Source organism: Thermaurantiacus tibetensis (assembly GCF_015354055.1).
Classification (GTDB): Bacteria; Pseudomonadota; Alphaproteobacteria; order Sphingomonadales; family Sphingomonadaceae; genus Thermaurantiacus; species Thermaurantiacus tibetensis.
The window spans coordinates 711,699-726,154 of record NZ_JACHTM010000001.1 but is presented as its reverse complement, the minus strand read 5'-3'; the positions used below and the strand labels follow the sequence as shown (position 1 = coordinate 726,154).

Here is a 14,456-nt window from a genome sequence, read left to right as displayed (position 1 = left end):
TCAGTAGACCCGCGCCTTGGGCTTGATGTAGGCCACCTCGTCGGTGAGCGTCCGCGTGTGGACGGGGCGGTAGTCGAGCGTGACCCGCCCGTCGCGGAACCAGGCGACGGTGTGCTTCATCCAGTTCTCGTCGTCGCGGTGCGGATGGTCCTCGTGCATGTGGGCGCCGCGGCTCTCCTTGCGATTGGCTGCCGAGTGCATGGTGACGACCGCCTGGCCGATCATGTTGTCGAGCTCGAGCGCCTCGATGAGGTCGGTGTTGAAGACCAGGCTGCGGTCGGAGATGCCGATGTCGGCCATCTGCTGGTAGACGGCATCGATCTTGCGGCAGCCCTCGTCGAGCACCTCCGTCGTGCGGAACACGCCGCAGTTGGCCTGCATGGTCTTCTGCATGGCAAGGCGCACCTGCGCGGTCGGGCTTCCCCCCTTGGCGTGGCGGAGCGCGTCCAGCCGGGCGATCGCGAAGTCCGCGGCGTCCTTGGGCAGCGGCGGCAGCGGCGTCATGGGGGCAACCGTGGCGCCGATCCGCTTGGCGGCTGCCCGGCCGAACACGACGAGGTCGATGAGCGAGTTGGAGCCAAGCCGATTCGCCCCGTGGACGGAGACGCAGGCCGCCTCGCCGACGGCGTAGAGGCCCGGCACCACCGTATCAGGGTCGCCGTCCTTCAGCGTCACCACCTCGCCCCAGTAGTTGGTGGGGATGCCGCCCATGTTGTAGTGGACCGTCGGCACGACCGGGATGGGCTGGCGGGTGACGTCGACGCCCGCGAAGATCCTGGCGGTCTCCGAGATGCCGGGCAGGCGCTCGGCCAGGATCTTCGGGTCGATGTGGTCGAGGTGGAGGTAGATGTGGTCGCCCTCCTTCCCCACGCCGCGGCCCTCGCGGATTTCCTGGGCCATGGAGCGGGAGACGACGTCGCGGCTGGCGAGATCCTTGGCGGATGGCGCATAGCGCTCCATGAACCGCTCGCCGGCGGAGTTGGTGAGGTAGCCCCCCTCGCCGCGCGCGCCCTCGGTGATGAGCACGCCGGCGCCATAGATGCCCGTGGGGTGGAACTGGACGAACTCCATGTCCTGAAGCGGCAGGCCTGCGCGCAGCACCATTCCGCCGCCGTCGCCCGTCGAGGTGTGGGCCGAGGTGGCGGAGAAATAGGCCCGGCCGTAGCCGCCGGTCGCCAGCACCACGGCGTGGGCGCGGAAGCGGTGGATCGAACCATCTTCCATGCAGAGCGCGACCACGCCGCGGCACTCGCCGTTCACCATGATGAGGTCGATGGCGAAATACTCGATGAAGAAGTCGGCGTCGTGCTTCAGGCTCTGCTGGTAGAGCGCGTGAAGCATCGCATGGCCGGTGCGGTCGGCAGCCGCGCAGGTCCGCTGGGCGGGGGGGCCTTCACCCATGTTCTGCGTCATCCCGCCGAAGGCACGCTGGTAGATCCGCCCGTCAGGCGTGCGGCTGAACGGCACGCCGTAGTGCTCCAGCTCGTAGACGGCGGCCGGCGCCTCGCGGCAGAGATATTCGATCGCGTCCTGGTCCCCCAGCCAGTCCGAGCCCTTGACGGTGTCGTACATGTGCCAGGTCCAATGGTCCGGGCCCATGTTGCCGAGCGCGGCCGCGATGCCGCCCTGGGCCGCCACCGTGTGGCTGCGGGTCGGGAACACCTTGGTGATGCAGGCGGTCTTCAGCCCCTGCTCGGCAAGCCCCATGGTGGCGCGCAGGCCCGAGCCGCCGGCCCCCACGACGACGGCATCATAGGCATGGTCGATGACCTTGTAGGCGTCAGCCATTCGCTGCTCCGAAGGCGATCTTCAGGATCGCGAAGAGGGAGGTGGCGGCAATCGCCACCGCGTAGAGATCAAGCAGGAGGAGGAGGAGCCGCCGGCGCCCGGGAACGGACACATAGTCCTCCACCATCACCTGCACGCCGAGCCGCATGTGCCAAACGGTCGAGAGCACGAGGAGCAGCATCGGGATGGCATTGACCGGCTCCGCGAGCCAGCCGGTGACCGTGGCGCGCGAGAGGTCCGGGAGGAAGACCAGGCTCGCGACGAACCAGAGGCCAAGCAGAAGGTTGCCGGCCGCGGTTGCGCGCTGGAGCCACCAGTGATGGACACCCGCATGCGCCGCACCCAGCCCGCGCACGCGCTTGAGCCCCGTGGCCGAGACGAAGCGCGTCGCCATCAGCGGTAGCTCGGCCCGAAGAAGAAGATCGCCCAGAAGCCCCCGGCGAGCAGGAGGGCGCCCACGAACACGGCGATCGCCGTCGCCCGCGCGGTGCCGAGATCATAGCCCCAGCCGGCGTCGAGCAGGAGGTGCCGGAGGCCCGAGAGCAGGTGCTGCGCTGCCATCCACGAAAGCCCGATCCAGACCAGCCAGCCGACGGGCGAGGAGGCGACGCGGACGAAGACCTCGTAAGCGGCATCGGACGAGGCCGCGGCAATCAGCCACCAGGCCAGCCCGAGAAGCCCGGCAAGTGCCAGCGCGTGGCCAGAGATGCGGTGGAAGATCGAAACGGCCATGGTGGGCCGCCATTTCCAGATCGAGAGATGCGGCGAGAGCGGTCGGTTCGTCATGCCCTGTCCCGAAAGCGGAATCCCTGCCGGCTATGGCCCCGGCTGGCAGCTAGCGCAAGGAAGTGCCCGGCAGGAGCGTCCGCTTCGTCGCAGCTAGCTCCCATGCATCTGGAGAAGAAGTGTCCGCTCGAGCGCCGCGTAGCGGTGGACGAGGGCATCGCGGTAGGCGGGGTCTGCCATCATCGCGAGGAAGTGGTGGCGCGAGGGGTAGCGCACGATGAGGCACTTGTCCCACCGGTCGGCCTCGGGGTCGCCAATGAACACCTGATCGACCGGCCCCTCGAACAGCACCTCGGCCTGGCTCGTGGCCCCGACGGTCACGGTGAAGGCGTGCTGGTAGCGGGCATAGGCCTCGGCTCCCGACGAGCCGGCGTCGGGATGGCCTTCCGGATAGGCGGCCTGCGCGCGGAACTTCAGGAGGTTCAGCATCACGATCGGGCCGTCCGGACCGCGGTCGCGCAGCATGCGGACCTGCGCAGCGGTCGGGTCGATCGAGGGGTCGTGGTTGGCGGGCGGAAAGCTCATGAGGAGTCCTCCGGCGCCCTGAGGCGCGCGAGCGTCGGGTAGCGGGGGTTGTCCACCGCCAGCCGGGCAATGACGGCCTCGGCGAGCGCGGCAAGGAGCGCGGGATCGTCAGGCGCAAGCTCCCCCGACCTGAGCCCGGCCGACACCGCCGCCGGGCCGCCAAAGGCTGCCAGCGCCCGCGCTTCCGCCGAGTCAGGGTCCTGGGCAAGCTCGCGGCAGACGATGGCCACCACATTGCGGGCCACCTTGGCGTGGAAGCCGAGCCGGCCGGGAAGCGCGGCTTCCGCTTCCCTCAGGAACAGGCCCACCGCCTCGAGGAGCTGGACTGCCGTCGGGTGGCTCACAGGTCCCCCTTCGCAATCGCGTGGACGAGGTCGGCTGCCACTTCCGAGACCCGCCGGCCGATCGCGGCCCGCTCCACGCTCGGCACCCGGCCCGAGACATGGTCGTCGGCAAGCTGAAGGCAGCTCATCCCCCACTTGAGGTTGCCGAACACCTCCCAGGTCCAGAGCCGGTCGGCCTCCACCGTGCCGCCGGCCGCGCGATAGGCAGCCAGCAGCGCGTCGCGCGTCGCGAACCCGCCCACCGGCTTCTGCCAGTGGCCGAAGCGCCAGGCCTGAACACAGAGCCAGCCGAGATCCTCCTCCGGCACCGAGAGGTGCGGAAGCTCCCAGTCGAGGACGGCGGCAAGGCCGCCCTCGTCGACGAGGAAGTTCCCGGCGCGGAAATCGCCGTGGACGAGGCAGGTGGGCGGCGTCTCCGGCATGCGTGGCCGAAGCCAGGCGAAGGCGAGGTCGAAGGCGGGCACGTCCACCCCGATTCGCCGGTAGGTCGCGAACATGCCCTCGAGCAGCTCGGCGCCGCTGCCGCCGCCGAGCGGCAGATCGGCCCAGGCCGAAAGCGGCACGGCGTGGAGCTTCGCAAGCGCTGCCCCGCACTGGGCGGCAAGCGCGCCCCGGGCCTCTGCAAACCGCTCGTCCCGCAGCCAGCGCGGCGCCAGCGCCTCGCCCGCGACGAAGCCGGTCACGACCGAATCGCCAAGGCCCGACGCATCATCCGGAATGGCAAGCACCGGCGGCACGGGCACGCCCGCCCGCCCGGCCCGCTGCATCACCTCCGCCTGTACCCGCCGGGGGAGCCCCTGCGCGCCCCGGCCCGCGGAGCGCTGGAAGATGACGCAGCGCACCTCGGGCGCCGCGCCTCCCCTCGTGACCTCCGCCTCCACCCGCCAGGTCGCGCTGTTGGCGCCGCCCGAAAGCGCGACGACCTCGCGCACCGTCACGGCGCCGCCGAGGGCCGGGGCCAGAAGCCTGGCAAGCGCCGCGCGCCCCTCGGGCCCGGCCGGGTCAAGGATTGACAGGGGCTCGCTTCCCTCCCGAGAGGCCGGCCGTGTCGCCATGCACCTCCCCTAGCCCCGCCAGGCGCCGCCGCAACCTCCGCAAGGCGCGGGGGGCGTGCCAGGGGCAGCGCGCGTGCTGAGAGTGGTGCTCTCGGGCGTGGAGTCGGTGGGCAAGTCGACGCTCGCGGCCCGGCTGGCAGACCGCTTCGGCGGCGCGCTCGTGCCGGAGTTCGGCCGCACCTATACCGAAGGCCTCGACCGGCCGCTGACGCTCGCTGACCACCACGCCATCGCCGAGGGGCACCGCCGGGCTGCCGCCGCAGCCGCCTCGCAGCGCCCTCCCCTCCTTGTCGAGGATACCGACATCGTCATGACGACGGCCTGGGCCACCATGCTGTTCGGCACGCGCGACCCCCCGCTTGCCGCCGTCCCGTCGCAGGCCGACCTCCACCTCCTCCTGCTTCCCGACGTGCCGTTCGTGGCCGATCCGGTGCGGATGTTCGGTACCCTGGACGCACGAGCCCGCTTTCACGCCGTCATCGAGGCCGAGTTCGCGGCACGCGGGCTCGCGCCCCTCCGAATCGGCGGCGACTTCGCCGCGCGGGAGCGCGCCGCCGTGGCCGCCGTCGCGGAGCGCCTGGCATGACCGGGCATCGCGCCCGCGTCTCCTGCTCCCGGGCTGCAGCCGAGGCGGCGATCGCCATCGACGAGCCCTTCGCCGGCATCGAGCCCGCCCCCGTGCTCGTGGCGGCCGAGACGGAGGCCGGCTGGGAACTCCAGCTCTACACCGACGCTCCGCCGGATGCGGCGCTGCTTGCACGGCTGGAAGCGCTTGCCGGGGCAGCGCCGGAGGTGGAGGCGGTGCCGGAGGCGGACTGGGTCACCCTCTCCCAGGCCGGGCTCCGGCCGGTCGAGGCCGGGAGGTTCCACGTCAGCCCCGACGCTGCCTCCTCGGCGAAGCCGGGGCGCCTGGTGCTGAAGATCGGCGCCGGCCTCGCCTTCGGCACCGGCCAGCACGACACGACGCGCGGCTGCCTTCTTCTCCTCGATAGGCTCCGCCGCCGCAGGCCCCTGGGGACCGTGCTCGATCTTGGCACCGGCACCGGAATCCTTGCGATCGCCGCCGCGCGCGCCGACCGGCGCGCGCGCGTCTTTGCAAGCGACATCGACCCGGTCGCAGTGCGCGTGGCCAGGGCCAACGCGCGCGCCAACCGGGGGCAGGGGGTGAGGTTCAAGGTTGCGGCGGGCGTCTCGCCCGCGCAGCTTCGCGCCGGCGCGCCCTTCGATCTCGTGCTGGCCAACATCCTCGCGCCGACGCTCGCGGCACTCGCCCCCACCCTCTCTGCAGCCGTGCGCCCCGGCGGGCGCGTGGTGCTCGCCGGATTGCTCGGCCCGCAGCGCCAGGCGGTGGAGGCCGCCTACCGCATGCAGGGCTTCAGGGTGGAGCGCCGCCTGGCCGGCGAATGGCCGGTGCTGTGCCTCGCCCGCCGGGGCAGCGCCCGGCGGGCAGGGCCGGCGGCCGCCGTCAGGGCCGCCAGGCGTGGAAGGGCGGCAGCACGCCGCTCGGCAGCGTCAGTCTGACGCGGCGCTGGCGGCGCAGCCGCCGTTCGAGGCCGTTCGGGTCCCACACCCGAAGATCGGGCTGGGCGATGGCTTGGGTCTGTGGCGTCATGGTCTCGCTCCTTTCGTTGACCGCAATATGGGAGCGAGAAAGTCAGGTTTTAGTGCATCGGCTTTGATAGGTTTGATGCATTGAGAGAATAGCTAGGCTTGCGCGAGGATCGCCCGCCATTCGGCCTCGTCGATGACCCTGACGCCAAGCTCGGCCGCCTTGCGCAGCTTCGAGCCGGCGTCGCGGCCCGCCACCACCAGATCGGTCTTCGCCGAGACGCTCCCGGCCACGCGGGCGCCGAGCCGCTCGGCGGCCGCCTTCGCTTCGTCGCGCGTCATCGTCTCGAGCGTGCCGGTGAAGACCAGCGTCTTCCCGGCAACGGGCGACTCCCGGGTCTCGAGCCGCACGGGCAGCGGGGTCACGAAGCCGAGCAGGTCGGAGACCGTGTCCCGGTTGTGCGGCTCGGCCCAGAAGTCCCTGAGGGCGCTTGCCACTTCCGGCCCCACGCCGGCCACGCCGACAAGTGCTGCGCGCTCGGCGGCCACGCGGCGCGCGTGGCGCTCGGCGCTCTCGCCGTCTGCCGGGGGCGGATCGTGGGCGACGAGCGCGTCAAGAAGCGCTGCCACCCGGGGCCAGTCGCCGAGCGCGCGGGCGAGATCGCGCGCCGTCACCTCGCCGACATGGCGGATCCCGAGCGCGAACAGGAACCTGTCGAGCGGCACTTCCCGGCGCGCGGCGATGGCCGCAACAAGGTTTGCGGCCGACTGCGCGCCCCAGCCCTCGAGCTTTGCAATCTCGGCTTCGCGCGCGGGCAGGCGGTAGATGTCGGCCGGGCTCAGAAGCCAGCCGAGCGCCGCGAAGCGGGCGATGCGCTCGCCGCCGAGGCCCTCGATATCCATCGCCCGGCGCGAGACGAAGTGGCGCAGCCGCTCCAGCCGCTGCGCCGGGCAGGTGAGCCCCCCCGTGCAGCGCCGGACGGCCTCGCCCGGCTCGCGGGTCGCAAGGCTGCCACACTCGGGGCAGCGATCGGGGAAGGCGAAGGGCGGCAGCGCCGCATGTTCAGCCTCCGGCGTGGCATGGCCGAGGATCTGGGGGATGACGTCGCCCGCGCGCTGCACCCGCACGAGGTCACCGACGCGAAGGTCCTTCCGGGCGATCTCGTCCTCGTTGTGGAGGGTGGCGTTGGTCACCACCACGCCGCCGACCGAGACCGGGGCGAGGCGGGCCACGGGGGTCAGCGCGCCCGTGCGGCCCACCTGGATGTCGATGGCAAGAAGGCGGGTCAGCGCCTGCTCGGGCGGGAACTTGTGGGCGATCGCCCAGCGCGGGCTGCGGGAGACGGCACCGAGCCGCTCCTGCCAGTCGAGCCTGTCCACCTTGTGGACCACGCCGTCGATGTCGAAGCCGAGCGAGGCGCGCCGCTCGAGGAGCAGCTGCCAGTGGGCGATCGCCCCCTCTTCGCCGTCCACCCGGACGAGGGTGTCGGAGACGGGAAAGCCGAGCGCGGCCAGGGCCTGCATCGTCTCGAACTGGGTGGCGGCAAGCGGTGCGGAGAGCTCGCCCCAGCCGTGCGCGAAGAAGCGAAGCGGGCGGACGGCGGTGACGGCCGGGTCGAGCTGGCGGAGCGAGCCCGCGGCCGCGTTGCGCGGGTTGGCGAAGGGCTTCTGCCCCGCCTGCTCCTGCGCGGCGTTGAGCGCGGCGAAGTCGTCCCAGCGCATGTAGACCTCACCGCGGACCTCGAGGATGGCAGGTGCCCGGGGGGGAAGCTCGCGAGGAATGTCGGCGATGGTCCGGGCGTTTGCCGTCACGTCCTCGCCGCGCGTGCCGTCGCCGCGGGTCGCGGCCGAGACGAGCGTCCCTTCCTCGTAGCGCAACGAGAGCGACAGGCCGTCGATCTTCGCCTCGCTGGTGAGCGCCAGCGACGCATCGGGCGCGAGCCCGAGGAAGCGGCGGACGCGCGCGGCAAACTCGCGGACCTCGGCCTCTGACATGGCGTTGTCGAGGCTGAGCATCGGCCGGGCGTGGACGATCTCGCGGAAGCCCGCGGCGGGCGCGGCGCCCACCCGACGGGTCGGGCTGTCGGGGGAGGCAAGCTCCGGAAAGCGCGCCTCGATGGCGGCGAGCCGCGCCATCATCGCATCATAGGCGGCGTCCGAAATCTCGGGCGCATCTTCCTGATAATAGGCGCGGTTCGCGCGCTCGATCGCCTCGGCAAGGCGGCGCACCTCGCGCGCTGCGGCCTCCGCATCGAGCGACTCGACCGGGAGGTCTACTCGGCCAGCGGCTCCGTCCATCGGCTGCCCCCTATCAGCCTTTCCTGCCGGCCGGGAAGGGCGGCGGGGCTCCACGGGTGGTCCCCGGCGATGTCCGCCTGCGCGCGGATGCGGCGCGTGGCAAGCGTGATGGCGAGCGGGCCCTTCCGGACGAGCCAGTCGCGGTCGAGCGCCTGCCAGCGCGGCCGGCAGGAACGCGGGAGGGAGGGGCCGATGACGAGGTCGGCGCGGGCGCAGAGCGCGGCGAGCGCGGGTTCGTCGGTCACCTCTTCGGCGCGGACGAAGAGCAGCACGGTGCCGGGCCGCGCCTCGACAAGGCAGCCGAGCGCACCGCAGCGGGCGCCGGGCCATTCGCGCAAGGGGCGGACTGCGGGCGCCGCGGCGGCCTCGGCCCAGCTGCGCGCCGTGAAGCTGCGCCCGGTGCCGCGGCCGAGGAAGAGGGTGCCATCAGGCGAAACGAGGCCGATCTGCCGGGCGTCAGCCGCGACAAAGAGGTCGGGCCGGGGGGCGACAAGGTGCACGACTGGCGCCGCCAGCAGAAGCGGAAGCCCGAGCCATCGGAGCGGCCCGGCGAGGAGGCCAAGGAGGATCGCGCCGGAGATCCCGAGCGCGAACGGCAGGAGGCCCACTCTCGCCACCTCGACGCTGCTTGCGGGAAGCGCCGCCACGCGCGTGGCGATGCCGGCAAGCGCGTCGATCGCCGCGCCGGCAAGCGGGGCCGTCAGGGCCTCGAGGCCGAGGAGCCCGGCCAAGAGATGGAGGGCGACGAGCGGCATGACGAGAAGGCTGGTGAGCGGGATGGCCGCCATGTTCGCTGCCACGCCGTAGACCCCGGCGCGGCCGAAGTGCGCGGCGGCGATCGGCGAGAGCACCAGCTCGGCCACGAGGGAGGAGACGAAGAGCGCGCCCACGCGCTTTGCCCAGCGGACCGGCCAGTCGTCATCGGCAGGCGCGAGCCAGCGCCGGAACCAGGCCGAGCTGGCGAGAAGCACGAGGGCGGTCACGGCCGCGAAGCTCAGCTGGAAGCTGGCCGAGACGAGCGACTCGGGCCGGATCAGGAGCACGAGCGTCGCGGCAAGGGCCACGAGCCGAAGCGAGAAGGGGTCCCGCCCGAGGGCCAGGGCGAGAAGGACGAAGCTCGCGGTGATCCCGGCCCGGACCGCCGGGACCTGCGCACCCGACAGGAGCACATAGGCCCAGGCCGCGACGATGCCGGCAAGCGCGGCCTCGGCGCGGAGCGAGCGCCGCCGGGCGGCCGGCGTGAGCGCGAGAAGCCTGCGCGCAAGAAGGAAAGCCGCGCCGGCCGCCACCCCGATGTGGAAGCCGGAGACGGTGAGGAGGTGCGCCAGCCCTGCCAGCTGCATGGCCGACCGCAGCGCTTCCGGAATGCCGCCCTGGCCTCCCGTGACGAGGGCCGAGGCCACGCCGCCCCGCTCCGGCCCGAGCGTCGAGAGCAGGTAGCGGTCGATGGCCGTGCGCAAGCCCCCGAGCCACAGGGCGGGGGCCGGCGCTTCCGGCGGTTCGAGAACCCGAACGGGCCCGCGGGCACGGCCGGTGGCGCTCACCCCCTCGAACCAGGCGCGGCGCCCCGAATCGAACCCGCCCGGGAGAATCGGCAGGCGCCGAGGCTCAAGGGTCGCGACAAGGGCCACCCGCGCGCCGGGGGCCACGTCTGCCGCAGACGCCGCGGGTGCCGAGATGTCGAACCGGGCGCCATCGCCGTCGCGGCGAAGCCGAATCCTCACCTCCGCGCTGCCGCGCCGCGGCGCGACGGCCTCGACGAGGCCGGTGAGCTCGGCCGAGACGACCCGGTGGTGGAGGACGGGGGCTGCGACCGACAGGCTGCGCCATTCGGCAACGGCAAGCCCCGTGGCGAAGAGCAGGCCGGCGCCGACGAGCCATGCCCGGGCCTGCCCCCCCGCCGCGAGCCCGAGGAGCGCCATGCCGAGCCCAGCCGCGAGCGCCGCCTGGCGCTGGGCGACGAAGGGCAGGAGGAACCAGGCAGCGACCCCGGCGCCAAGGGCCACGGGCACGAGAAGCGGCCACTGGTCCCGCTCCGCGGCCAGCAGCCGGCCGAGCCCGGCCAGCACCCCCTGCCCGGCTTTCCCCTCCTCGCGCGTCGCGGCGCTTGGCGCTCCGGCGCTTTTCTGCAACAGGCGGTCGGCGACGGTCGCCACGAGCCCTCACCCGCGGTTGGCCGACCCTTCGGACGTCATCGGACGGATTGGCCATGGTTGCAAGCGAGGCGCCGCTCTACACGGATCTTCGCCCCCCCGTCGTGCGGTTCGCGCCCTCCCCCACGGGCTACCTCCACATCGGCGGCGCGCGCACGGCGCTCTTCAACTACCTCTTCGCCCGCCACCACGGCGGCACCTTCCTGCTCCGCATCGAGGACACCGACCGCGCCCGCTCGACCCAGGCGGCGATCGACGCCATCCTCGACAGCCTCGCCTGGCTCCGCCTCGAGCCCGACCGGCCGGTCGTGTTCCAGTCGGCCCGCGCGGCCCGCCATGTCGAGGTGGCAGAGGCGCTGCTCGCCGCCGGCCGGGCCTACCGCTGCTACGCGACACCCGAGGAGCTCGAGGCGATGCGCGAGAAGGCGCGCGCCGAGGGCCGCCCGCCGCACTATGACCGGCGCTGGCGGGACCGGACCGACTGGCCCGAGGGCAAGCCCTTCGCCGTGCGGCTCAAGGCCCCGCTCCACGGCCACATCACCGTCGACGACCGGGTGCAGGGGCCGGTCACGGTCGCGGCCTCCGAGCTCGACGACTTCATCCTGCTCCGCTCGGATGGCACGCCCACCTACATGCTCTCCGTCGTCGTCGACGATCACGACATGGGCGTCACCCACGTGATCCGCGGCGACGACCATCTCTCGAACACCCACCGCCAGCTCGCCCTCATCCGCGCGCTCGGCTGGCCCGAGCCGGTCTATGCCCATGTGCCGATGATCCACGGGCCCGATGGTGCCAAGCTCTCCAAGCGCCACGGCGCGGTCGGGGTCGAGACCTGGCGGGACGAGAAGGGCATCCTGCCCGAGGCGCTGGAGAATTACCTGCTCCGCCTCGGCTGGGGCCATGGGGATGCCGAGCTCCTCACCCGCGAGGAGGCGATCCGGCTGTTCGATCTCGAGGGCATCGGCCGCTCGCCGGCGCGCTTCGATCTCGCCAAGCTCGAGAGCGTCAACGCCCACTACATGAGGCAGGCCGACGACGCCCGCCTGGTCGCGCTGGTCCTGCCCCGGATTGCCGCCCGACTCGGCCGCGAGCCCGATGCCCGGGAGCGGGAACTGCTGCTTCGCAGCATGCCCGAGCTCAAGACCCGGGCCAAGGACCTCAACGGCTTGGCCGAGTCGTCGCTCTATCTCTTCGCCCGCCGGCCCATTTCCATGGACGCAGCCGCAGCAGCCTTGCTAGACGACGAGGCGCGCTCGCTCCTCGGGCGCGTGCGGGAGTCGCTTGCCGGCCTCGCCGCGTGGGACCGCGCCGGGCTAGAGGCTGCCGTCAAGGCGGTTGCCACGAAGGCCGGAGTCGGTCTCGGCAAGGTCGCAGCGCCGATCCGCGCGGCGCTCACCGGCACCACGGTCTCGCCGTCGGTGTTCGGCATCCTCGAGGTTCTGGGGCGCGACGAAAGCCTGGCGCGCATCGACGATGCGTGCGCGACGCGGAAAGGATGAAGCGATGCACAAGGTGGCGGAGGGCGGCATGACGAGGATGGCACGTCTGGAACTTCCGAACGGCACGCACGAGCTGCCGATCCTCTCCGGCTCGATCGGCCCCGACGTGATCGACATCCGCAGGCTCTACGGCGAGGCGGACGTCTTCACCTACGATCCGGGCTTCACCTCGACAGCGTCCTGCGCGAGCGCCATCACCTACATCGACGGCGACGCCGGCACTCTCCTCTACCGCGGCTACCCCATCGAGCAGCTCGCCGAGCATTCGAGCTTCATGGAAGTGGCCTATCTCCTGACCGAGGGCGAACTGCCGACGCAGGAGGAGCTCGACCGCTTCGTCTACACCATCACCCGCCACACGATGGTGCACGAACAGCTCATGAATTTCTACCGCGGGTTCCGGCGCGATGCCCACCCCATGGCGATCATGTGCGGCGTCGTTGGCGCACTCTCGGCCTTCTACCACGACTCGACCGACATCGAGGACCCGAAGCAGCGCATGATTGCGAGCCACAGGCTCATCGCCAAGATGCCGACGATTGCGGCCATGGCCTACAAATATTCGGTTGGCCAGCCCTTCGTCTACCCGGACAATTCGCTCTCCTACACGGGGAACTTCCTCCGCATGACCTTCGCGGTCCCGGCCGAACCCTATGTCGTGGACCCGGTGATCGAGCGCGCCCTCGACCGCATCTTCACGCTGCACGCCGACCACGAGCAGAACGCGTCCACCTCGACCGTCCGGCTCGCCTCCTCGTCCGGGGCGAATCCCTTCGCGTGCATCGCGGCCGGCATCGCCTGCCTCTGGGGGCCCGCCCATGGTGGGGCCAACGAGGCCGCGCTCAACATGCTGCGCGAGATCGGCCGGCCCGAACGCATCCCCCACTATATCGCCCGCGCCAAAGACAAGAACGATCCCTTCCGGCTGATGGGCTTCGGCCACAGGGTCTACAAGAACTATGACCCGCGGGCGAAGGTGATGATGGCAACGGCCAAGGAGGTCCTCGACAAGCTCAACGTCCAGGACCCCATCTTCGACGTCGCGCGCGAGCTGGAGCGGATTGCGCTTTCGGATGAGTATTTCATCGAGAAGAAGCTCTACCCGAACGTCGACTTCTACTCCGGCATCATCCTTTCGGCCATCGGGTTCCCGACCTCGATGTTCACTGCGCTCTTCGCGCTTGCGCGCACCGTCGGCTGGGTCGCGCAGTGGAACGAGATGATCGGCGACCCGGAGCAGAAGATCGGCCGGCCCCGCCAGCTCTACGTCGGCTCGCCCCGGCGCGACTATGTGCCGATCGACCAGCGCTGAGGCGCGGGCGGGCCTTCCGCCCCGGCGCGCCTGCGCCTAGATGGAAGTCATGATCACGCTCTCCTCATCTGCAGCGGCGCGCGTCCGGGCGATTGCCGAGCGCCAGGGCAAGCCCCCTGCCCTTCGCCTCTCGGTCGAGGGCGGCGGCTGCGCGGGCTTCCAGTATCGCTTCGGCCTCGCCGAGACCCGGGCGGAGGATGACTTCGTCGCCGAGACCGACGGCGTTGCCCTCGTCATCGACCAGACCTCGCTCCCCTTCGTCGAGGGAAGCGTCGTCGACTATGTCGAGTCGCTCGGCAGCGCCGCCTTCGCCGTCCGCAACCCGAACGCCGCCTCGTCTTGCGGGTGCGGCACCAGCTTCTCGGTGTGAGGCTCGCCACCTTCAACGTCAACGGCATCGCTGCACGGCTTGCCGGCCTCCTCCAGTGGCTCGAGGAGGCGAAACCGGACGTCGTGGCGCTGCAGGAAATCAAGTGCGAGGACGCCCGCTTCCCGCGGGACGCGTTCGAGGCGCGCGGCTGGCACGTCGAGACCCACGGCCAGAAGGGCTTCAACGGCGTGGCGCTCCTGTCGCGCCTGCCGCTCGGTGAGCTGAGCCGCGGCCTGCCCGGAGACCCCGAGGACGAACAGGCGCGGTTCATCGAGGCCAGCATCGGCGGGCTGCGCATCGCCAACCTCTATCTCCCCAACGGCAACCCCCAGCCCGGCCCCAAGTTCGCCTACAAGCTGGCGTGGATGCAACGGCTCGAACGCCACGCCCGCGACCTCCTTGCCACCGAGCAGGCGGTGGTGCTGCTCGGGGACTGGAACGTCTGCCCGACCGACGCCGACGTCGCGCGACCGGCCGAGATGGCGGACGACGCGCTCTGCCGCCCCGAGTCGCGGGCGGCGTTCCGCCGCATCCTCGTCCAGGGCTGGACGGATGCCATCCGCGCCCGCTTCCTCAACGAGACGGTCTACACCTACTGGGACTATCAGGCCGGCGCCTGGGCGAAGAACTGGGGCCTGCGGATCGATCACCTGCTCCTCTCGCCGGCGGCAGCCGACCGGATGCTGGACGCCGGGATCGACCGCGACGTCCGCGCCCGGGACAAGGCGTCGGACCACGTGCCCGTCTGGGTCGACCTCGCCGACTGAGCCCGGCC

Annotated in this window: 15 protein-coding genes; 6 read left to right on the top strand and 9 right to left on the bottom strand. The window is 71.7% G+C overall.

The features are described 5' to 3' along the window. From sdhA to H3H34_RS03630, 6 genes are all read right to left on the bottom strand, one after another. A complete protein-coding gene (sdhA, locus tag H3H34_RS03655; RefSeq protein ID WP_194743854.1) occupies positions 1–1,788 on the bottom strand; it encodes a succinate dehydrogenase flavoprotein subunit in 1,788 nt (595 codons plus the stop codon). Continuing rightward, positions 1,781–2,182, bottom strand: a complete 402-nt coding sequence (gene sdhD, locus H3H34_RS03650; protein ID WP_194743853.1) for a succinate dehydrogenase, hydrophobic membrane anchor protein — start codon at positions 2,180–2,182, stop codon at positions 1,781–1,783. The genes sdhA and sdhD overlap by 8 nt, the downstream gene beginning before the upstream one ends. Further along, positions 2,182–2,574: a succinate dehydrogenase, cytochrome b556 subunit gene (gene sdhC / locus H3H34_RS03645; RefSeq protein WP_194743852.1), complete on the bottom strand. Its 393-nt coding sequence runs from the start codon at positions 2,572–2,574 to the stop codon at positions 2,182–2,184. The genes sdhD and sdhC overlap by 1 nt, the downstream gene beginning before the upstream one ends. A 93-nt stretch (positions 2,575–2,667) precedes the next feature. Next, positions 2,668–3,099, bottom strand: coding sequence for a DUF1330 domain-containing protein (locus H3H34_RS03640; protein ID WP_207790728.1), 432 nt, complete (start codon positions 3,097–3,099; stop codon positions 2,668–2,670). Beyond that, the gene (locus H3H34_RS03635) at positions 3,096–3,443 is read right to left on the bottom strand and encodes a DUF6285 domain-containing protein (RefSeq protein WP_194743851.1); all 348 of its coding nucleotides are present in this window, start codon (positions 3,441–3,443) and stop codon (positions 3,096–3,098) included. The genes H3H34_RS03640 and H3H34_RS03635 overlap by 4 nt, the downstream gene beginning before the upstream one ends. Then, a complete protein-coding gene (locus H3H34_RS03630; RefSeq protein ID WP_207790727.1) occupies positions 3,440–4,498 on the bottom strand; it encodes a phosphotransferase family protein in 1,059 nt (352 codons plus the stop codon). The genes H3H34_RS03635 and H3H34_RS03630 overlap by 4 nt, the downstream gene beginning before the upstream one ends. A 55-nt stretch (positions 4,499–4,553) precedes the next feature. On the opposite strand from H3H34_RS03630, the gene H3H34_RS03625 reads away from it, so the two are divergent. Further along, positions 4,554–5,084, top strand: a complete 531-nt coding sequence (locus H3H34_RS03625; protein ID WP_194743849.1) for an AAA family ATPase — start codon at positions 4,554–4,556, stop codon at positions 5,082–5,084. Next, positions 5,081–6,019, top strand: a complete 939-nt coding sequence (locus H3H34_RS03620) for a 50S ribosomal protein L11 methyltransferase (protein WP_194743848.1) — start codon at positions 5,081–5,083, stop codon at positions 6,017–6,019. The genes H3H34_RS03625 and H3H34_RS03620 overlap by 4 nt, the downstream gene beginning before the upstream one ends. Here the strand turns inward: H3H34_RS03620 and H3H34_RS03615 are convergent. The 3 genes from H3H34_RS03615 to H3H34_RS13490 form a co-directional block, all read right to left on the bottom strand. Beyond that, entirely contained in the window at positions 5,964–6,110 is a 147-nt protein-coding gene (locus tag H3H34_RS03615; RefSeq protein ID WP_194743847.1) for a hypothetical protein, read from the bottom strand. The two genes, H3H34_RS03620 and H3H34_RS03615, sit on opposite strands and share 56 nt — an antisense overlap. 92 nt (positions 6,111–6,202) lie before the next feature. Continuing rightward, on the bottom strand, positions 6,203–8,344 hold the full coding sequence (gene ligA / locus H3H34_RS03610) for an NAD-dependent DNA ligase LigA (RefSeq protein ID WP_194743846.1): 2,142 nt from the start codon (positions 8,342–8,344) through the stop codon (positions 6,203–6,205). Then, positions 8,320–10,500 carry a ComEC/Rec2 family competence protein gene (locus tag H3H34_RS13490; RefSeq protein WP_194743845.1) on the bottom strand — a complete coding sequence of 727 codons (2,181 nt, stop codon included), beginning with the start codon at positions 10,498–10,500 and terminating at the stop codon, positions 8,320–8,322. The genes ligA and H3H34_RS13490 overlap by 25 nt, the downstream gene beginning before the upstream one ends. A 53-nt stretch (positions 10,501–10,553) precedes the next feature. Here H3H34_RS13490 and gltX point away from each other — a divergent pair, with 53 nt between their 5' ends. Genes gltX through H3H34_RS03585 form a run of 4 tightly spaced genes read left to right on the top strand, consistent with a single transcriptional unit; the run spans position 10,554 to position 14,448 of the window. Continuing rightward, a complete protein-coding gene (gene gltX / locus H3H34_RS03600; protein WP_194743844.1) occupies positions 10,554–11,999 on the top strand; it encodes a glutamate--tRNA ligase in 1,446 nt (481 codons plus the stop codon). A 28-nt stretch (positions 12,000–12,027) separates the two neighbouring features. Beyond that, the gene (locus H3H34_RS03595) at positions 12,028–13,311 is read left to right on the top strand and encodes a citrate synthase (protein ID WP_194744107.1); all 1,284 of its coding nucleotides are present in this window, start codon (positions 12,028–12,030) and stop codon (positions 13,309–13,311) included. Positions 13,312–13,351: 40 nt separating this feature from the next. After that, positions 13,352–13,681: a HesB/IscA family protein gene (locus H3H34_RS03590; RefSeq protein ID WP_194743843.1), complete on the top strand. Its 330-nt coding sequence runs from the start codon at positions 13,352–13,354 to the stop codon at positions 13,679–13,681. Beyond that, positions 13,678–14,448, top strand: a complete 771-nt coding sequence (locus tag H3H34_RS03585) for an exodeoxyribonuclease III (protein ID WP_194744106.1) — start codon at positions 13,678–13,680, stop codon at positions 14,446–14,448. Before H3H34_RS03590 ends, H3H34_RS03585 begins: the two co-directional genes overlap by 4 nt. The last annotated feature ends 8 nt before the right edge of the window (positions 14,449–14,456 follow it).

Coding starts and splice junctions, on each gene's coding strand:
- H3H34_RS03630 (WP_207790727.1), bottom strand. CDS start 4,498: ATGGCGACACGGCCGGCCTCTCGGGAGGGAAGCGAGCCCCTGTCAATC.
- H3H34_RS03595 (WP_194744107.1), top strand. CDS start 12,028: ATGACGAGGATGGCACGTCTGGAACTTCCGAACGGCACGCACGAGCTG.
- H3H34_RS03620 (WP_194743848.1), top strand. CDS start 5,081: ATGACCGGGCATCGCGCCCGCGTCTCCTGCTCCCGGGCTGCAGCCGAG.
- sdhD (WP_194743853.1), bottom strand. CDS start 2,182: ATGGCGACGCGCTTCGTCTCGGCCACGGGGCTCAAGCGCGTGCGCGGG.
- H3H34_RS03590 (WP_194743843.1), top strand. CDS start 13,352: ATGGAAGTCATGATCACGCTCTCCTCATCTGCAGCGGCGCGCGTCCGG.
- gltX (WP_194743844.1), top strand. CDS start 10,554: ATGGTTGCAAGCGAGGCGCCGCTCTACACGGATCTTCGCCCCCCCGTC.
- H3H34_RS03615 (WP_194743847.1), bottom strand. CDS start 6,110: ATGACGCCACAGACCCAAGCCATCGCCCAGCCCGATCTTCGGGTGTGG.
- sdhC (WP_194743852.1), bottom strand. CDS start 2,574: ATGACGAACCGACCGCTCTCGCCGCATCTCTCGATCTGGAAATGGCGG.
- H3H34_RS03640 (WP_207790728.1), bottom strand. CDS start 3,099: ATGAGCTTTCCGCCCGCCAACCACGACCCCTCGATCGACCCGACCGCT.
- ligA (WP_194743846.1), bottom strand. CDS start 8,344: ATGGACGGAGCCGCTGGCCGAGTAGACCTCCCGGTCGAGTCGCTCGAT.
- sdhA (WP_194743854.1), bottom strand. CDS start 1,788: ATGGCTGACGCCTACAAGGTCATCGACCATGCCTATGATGCCGTCGTC.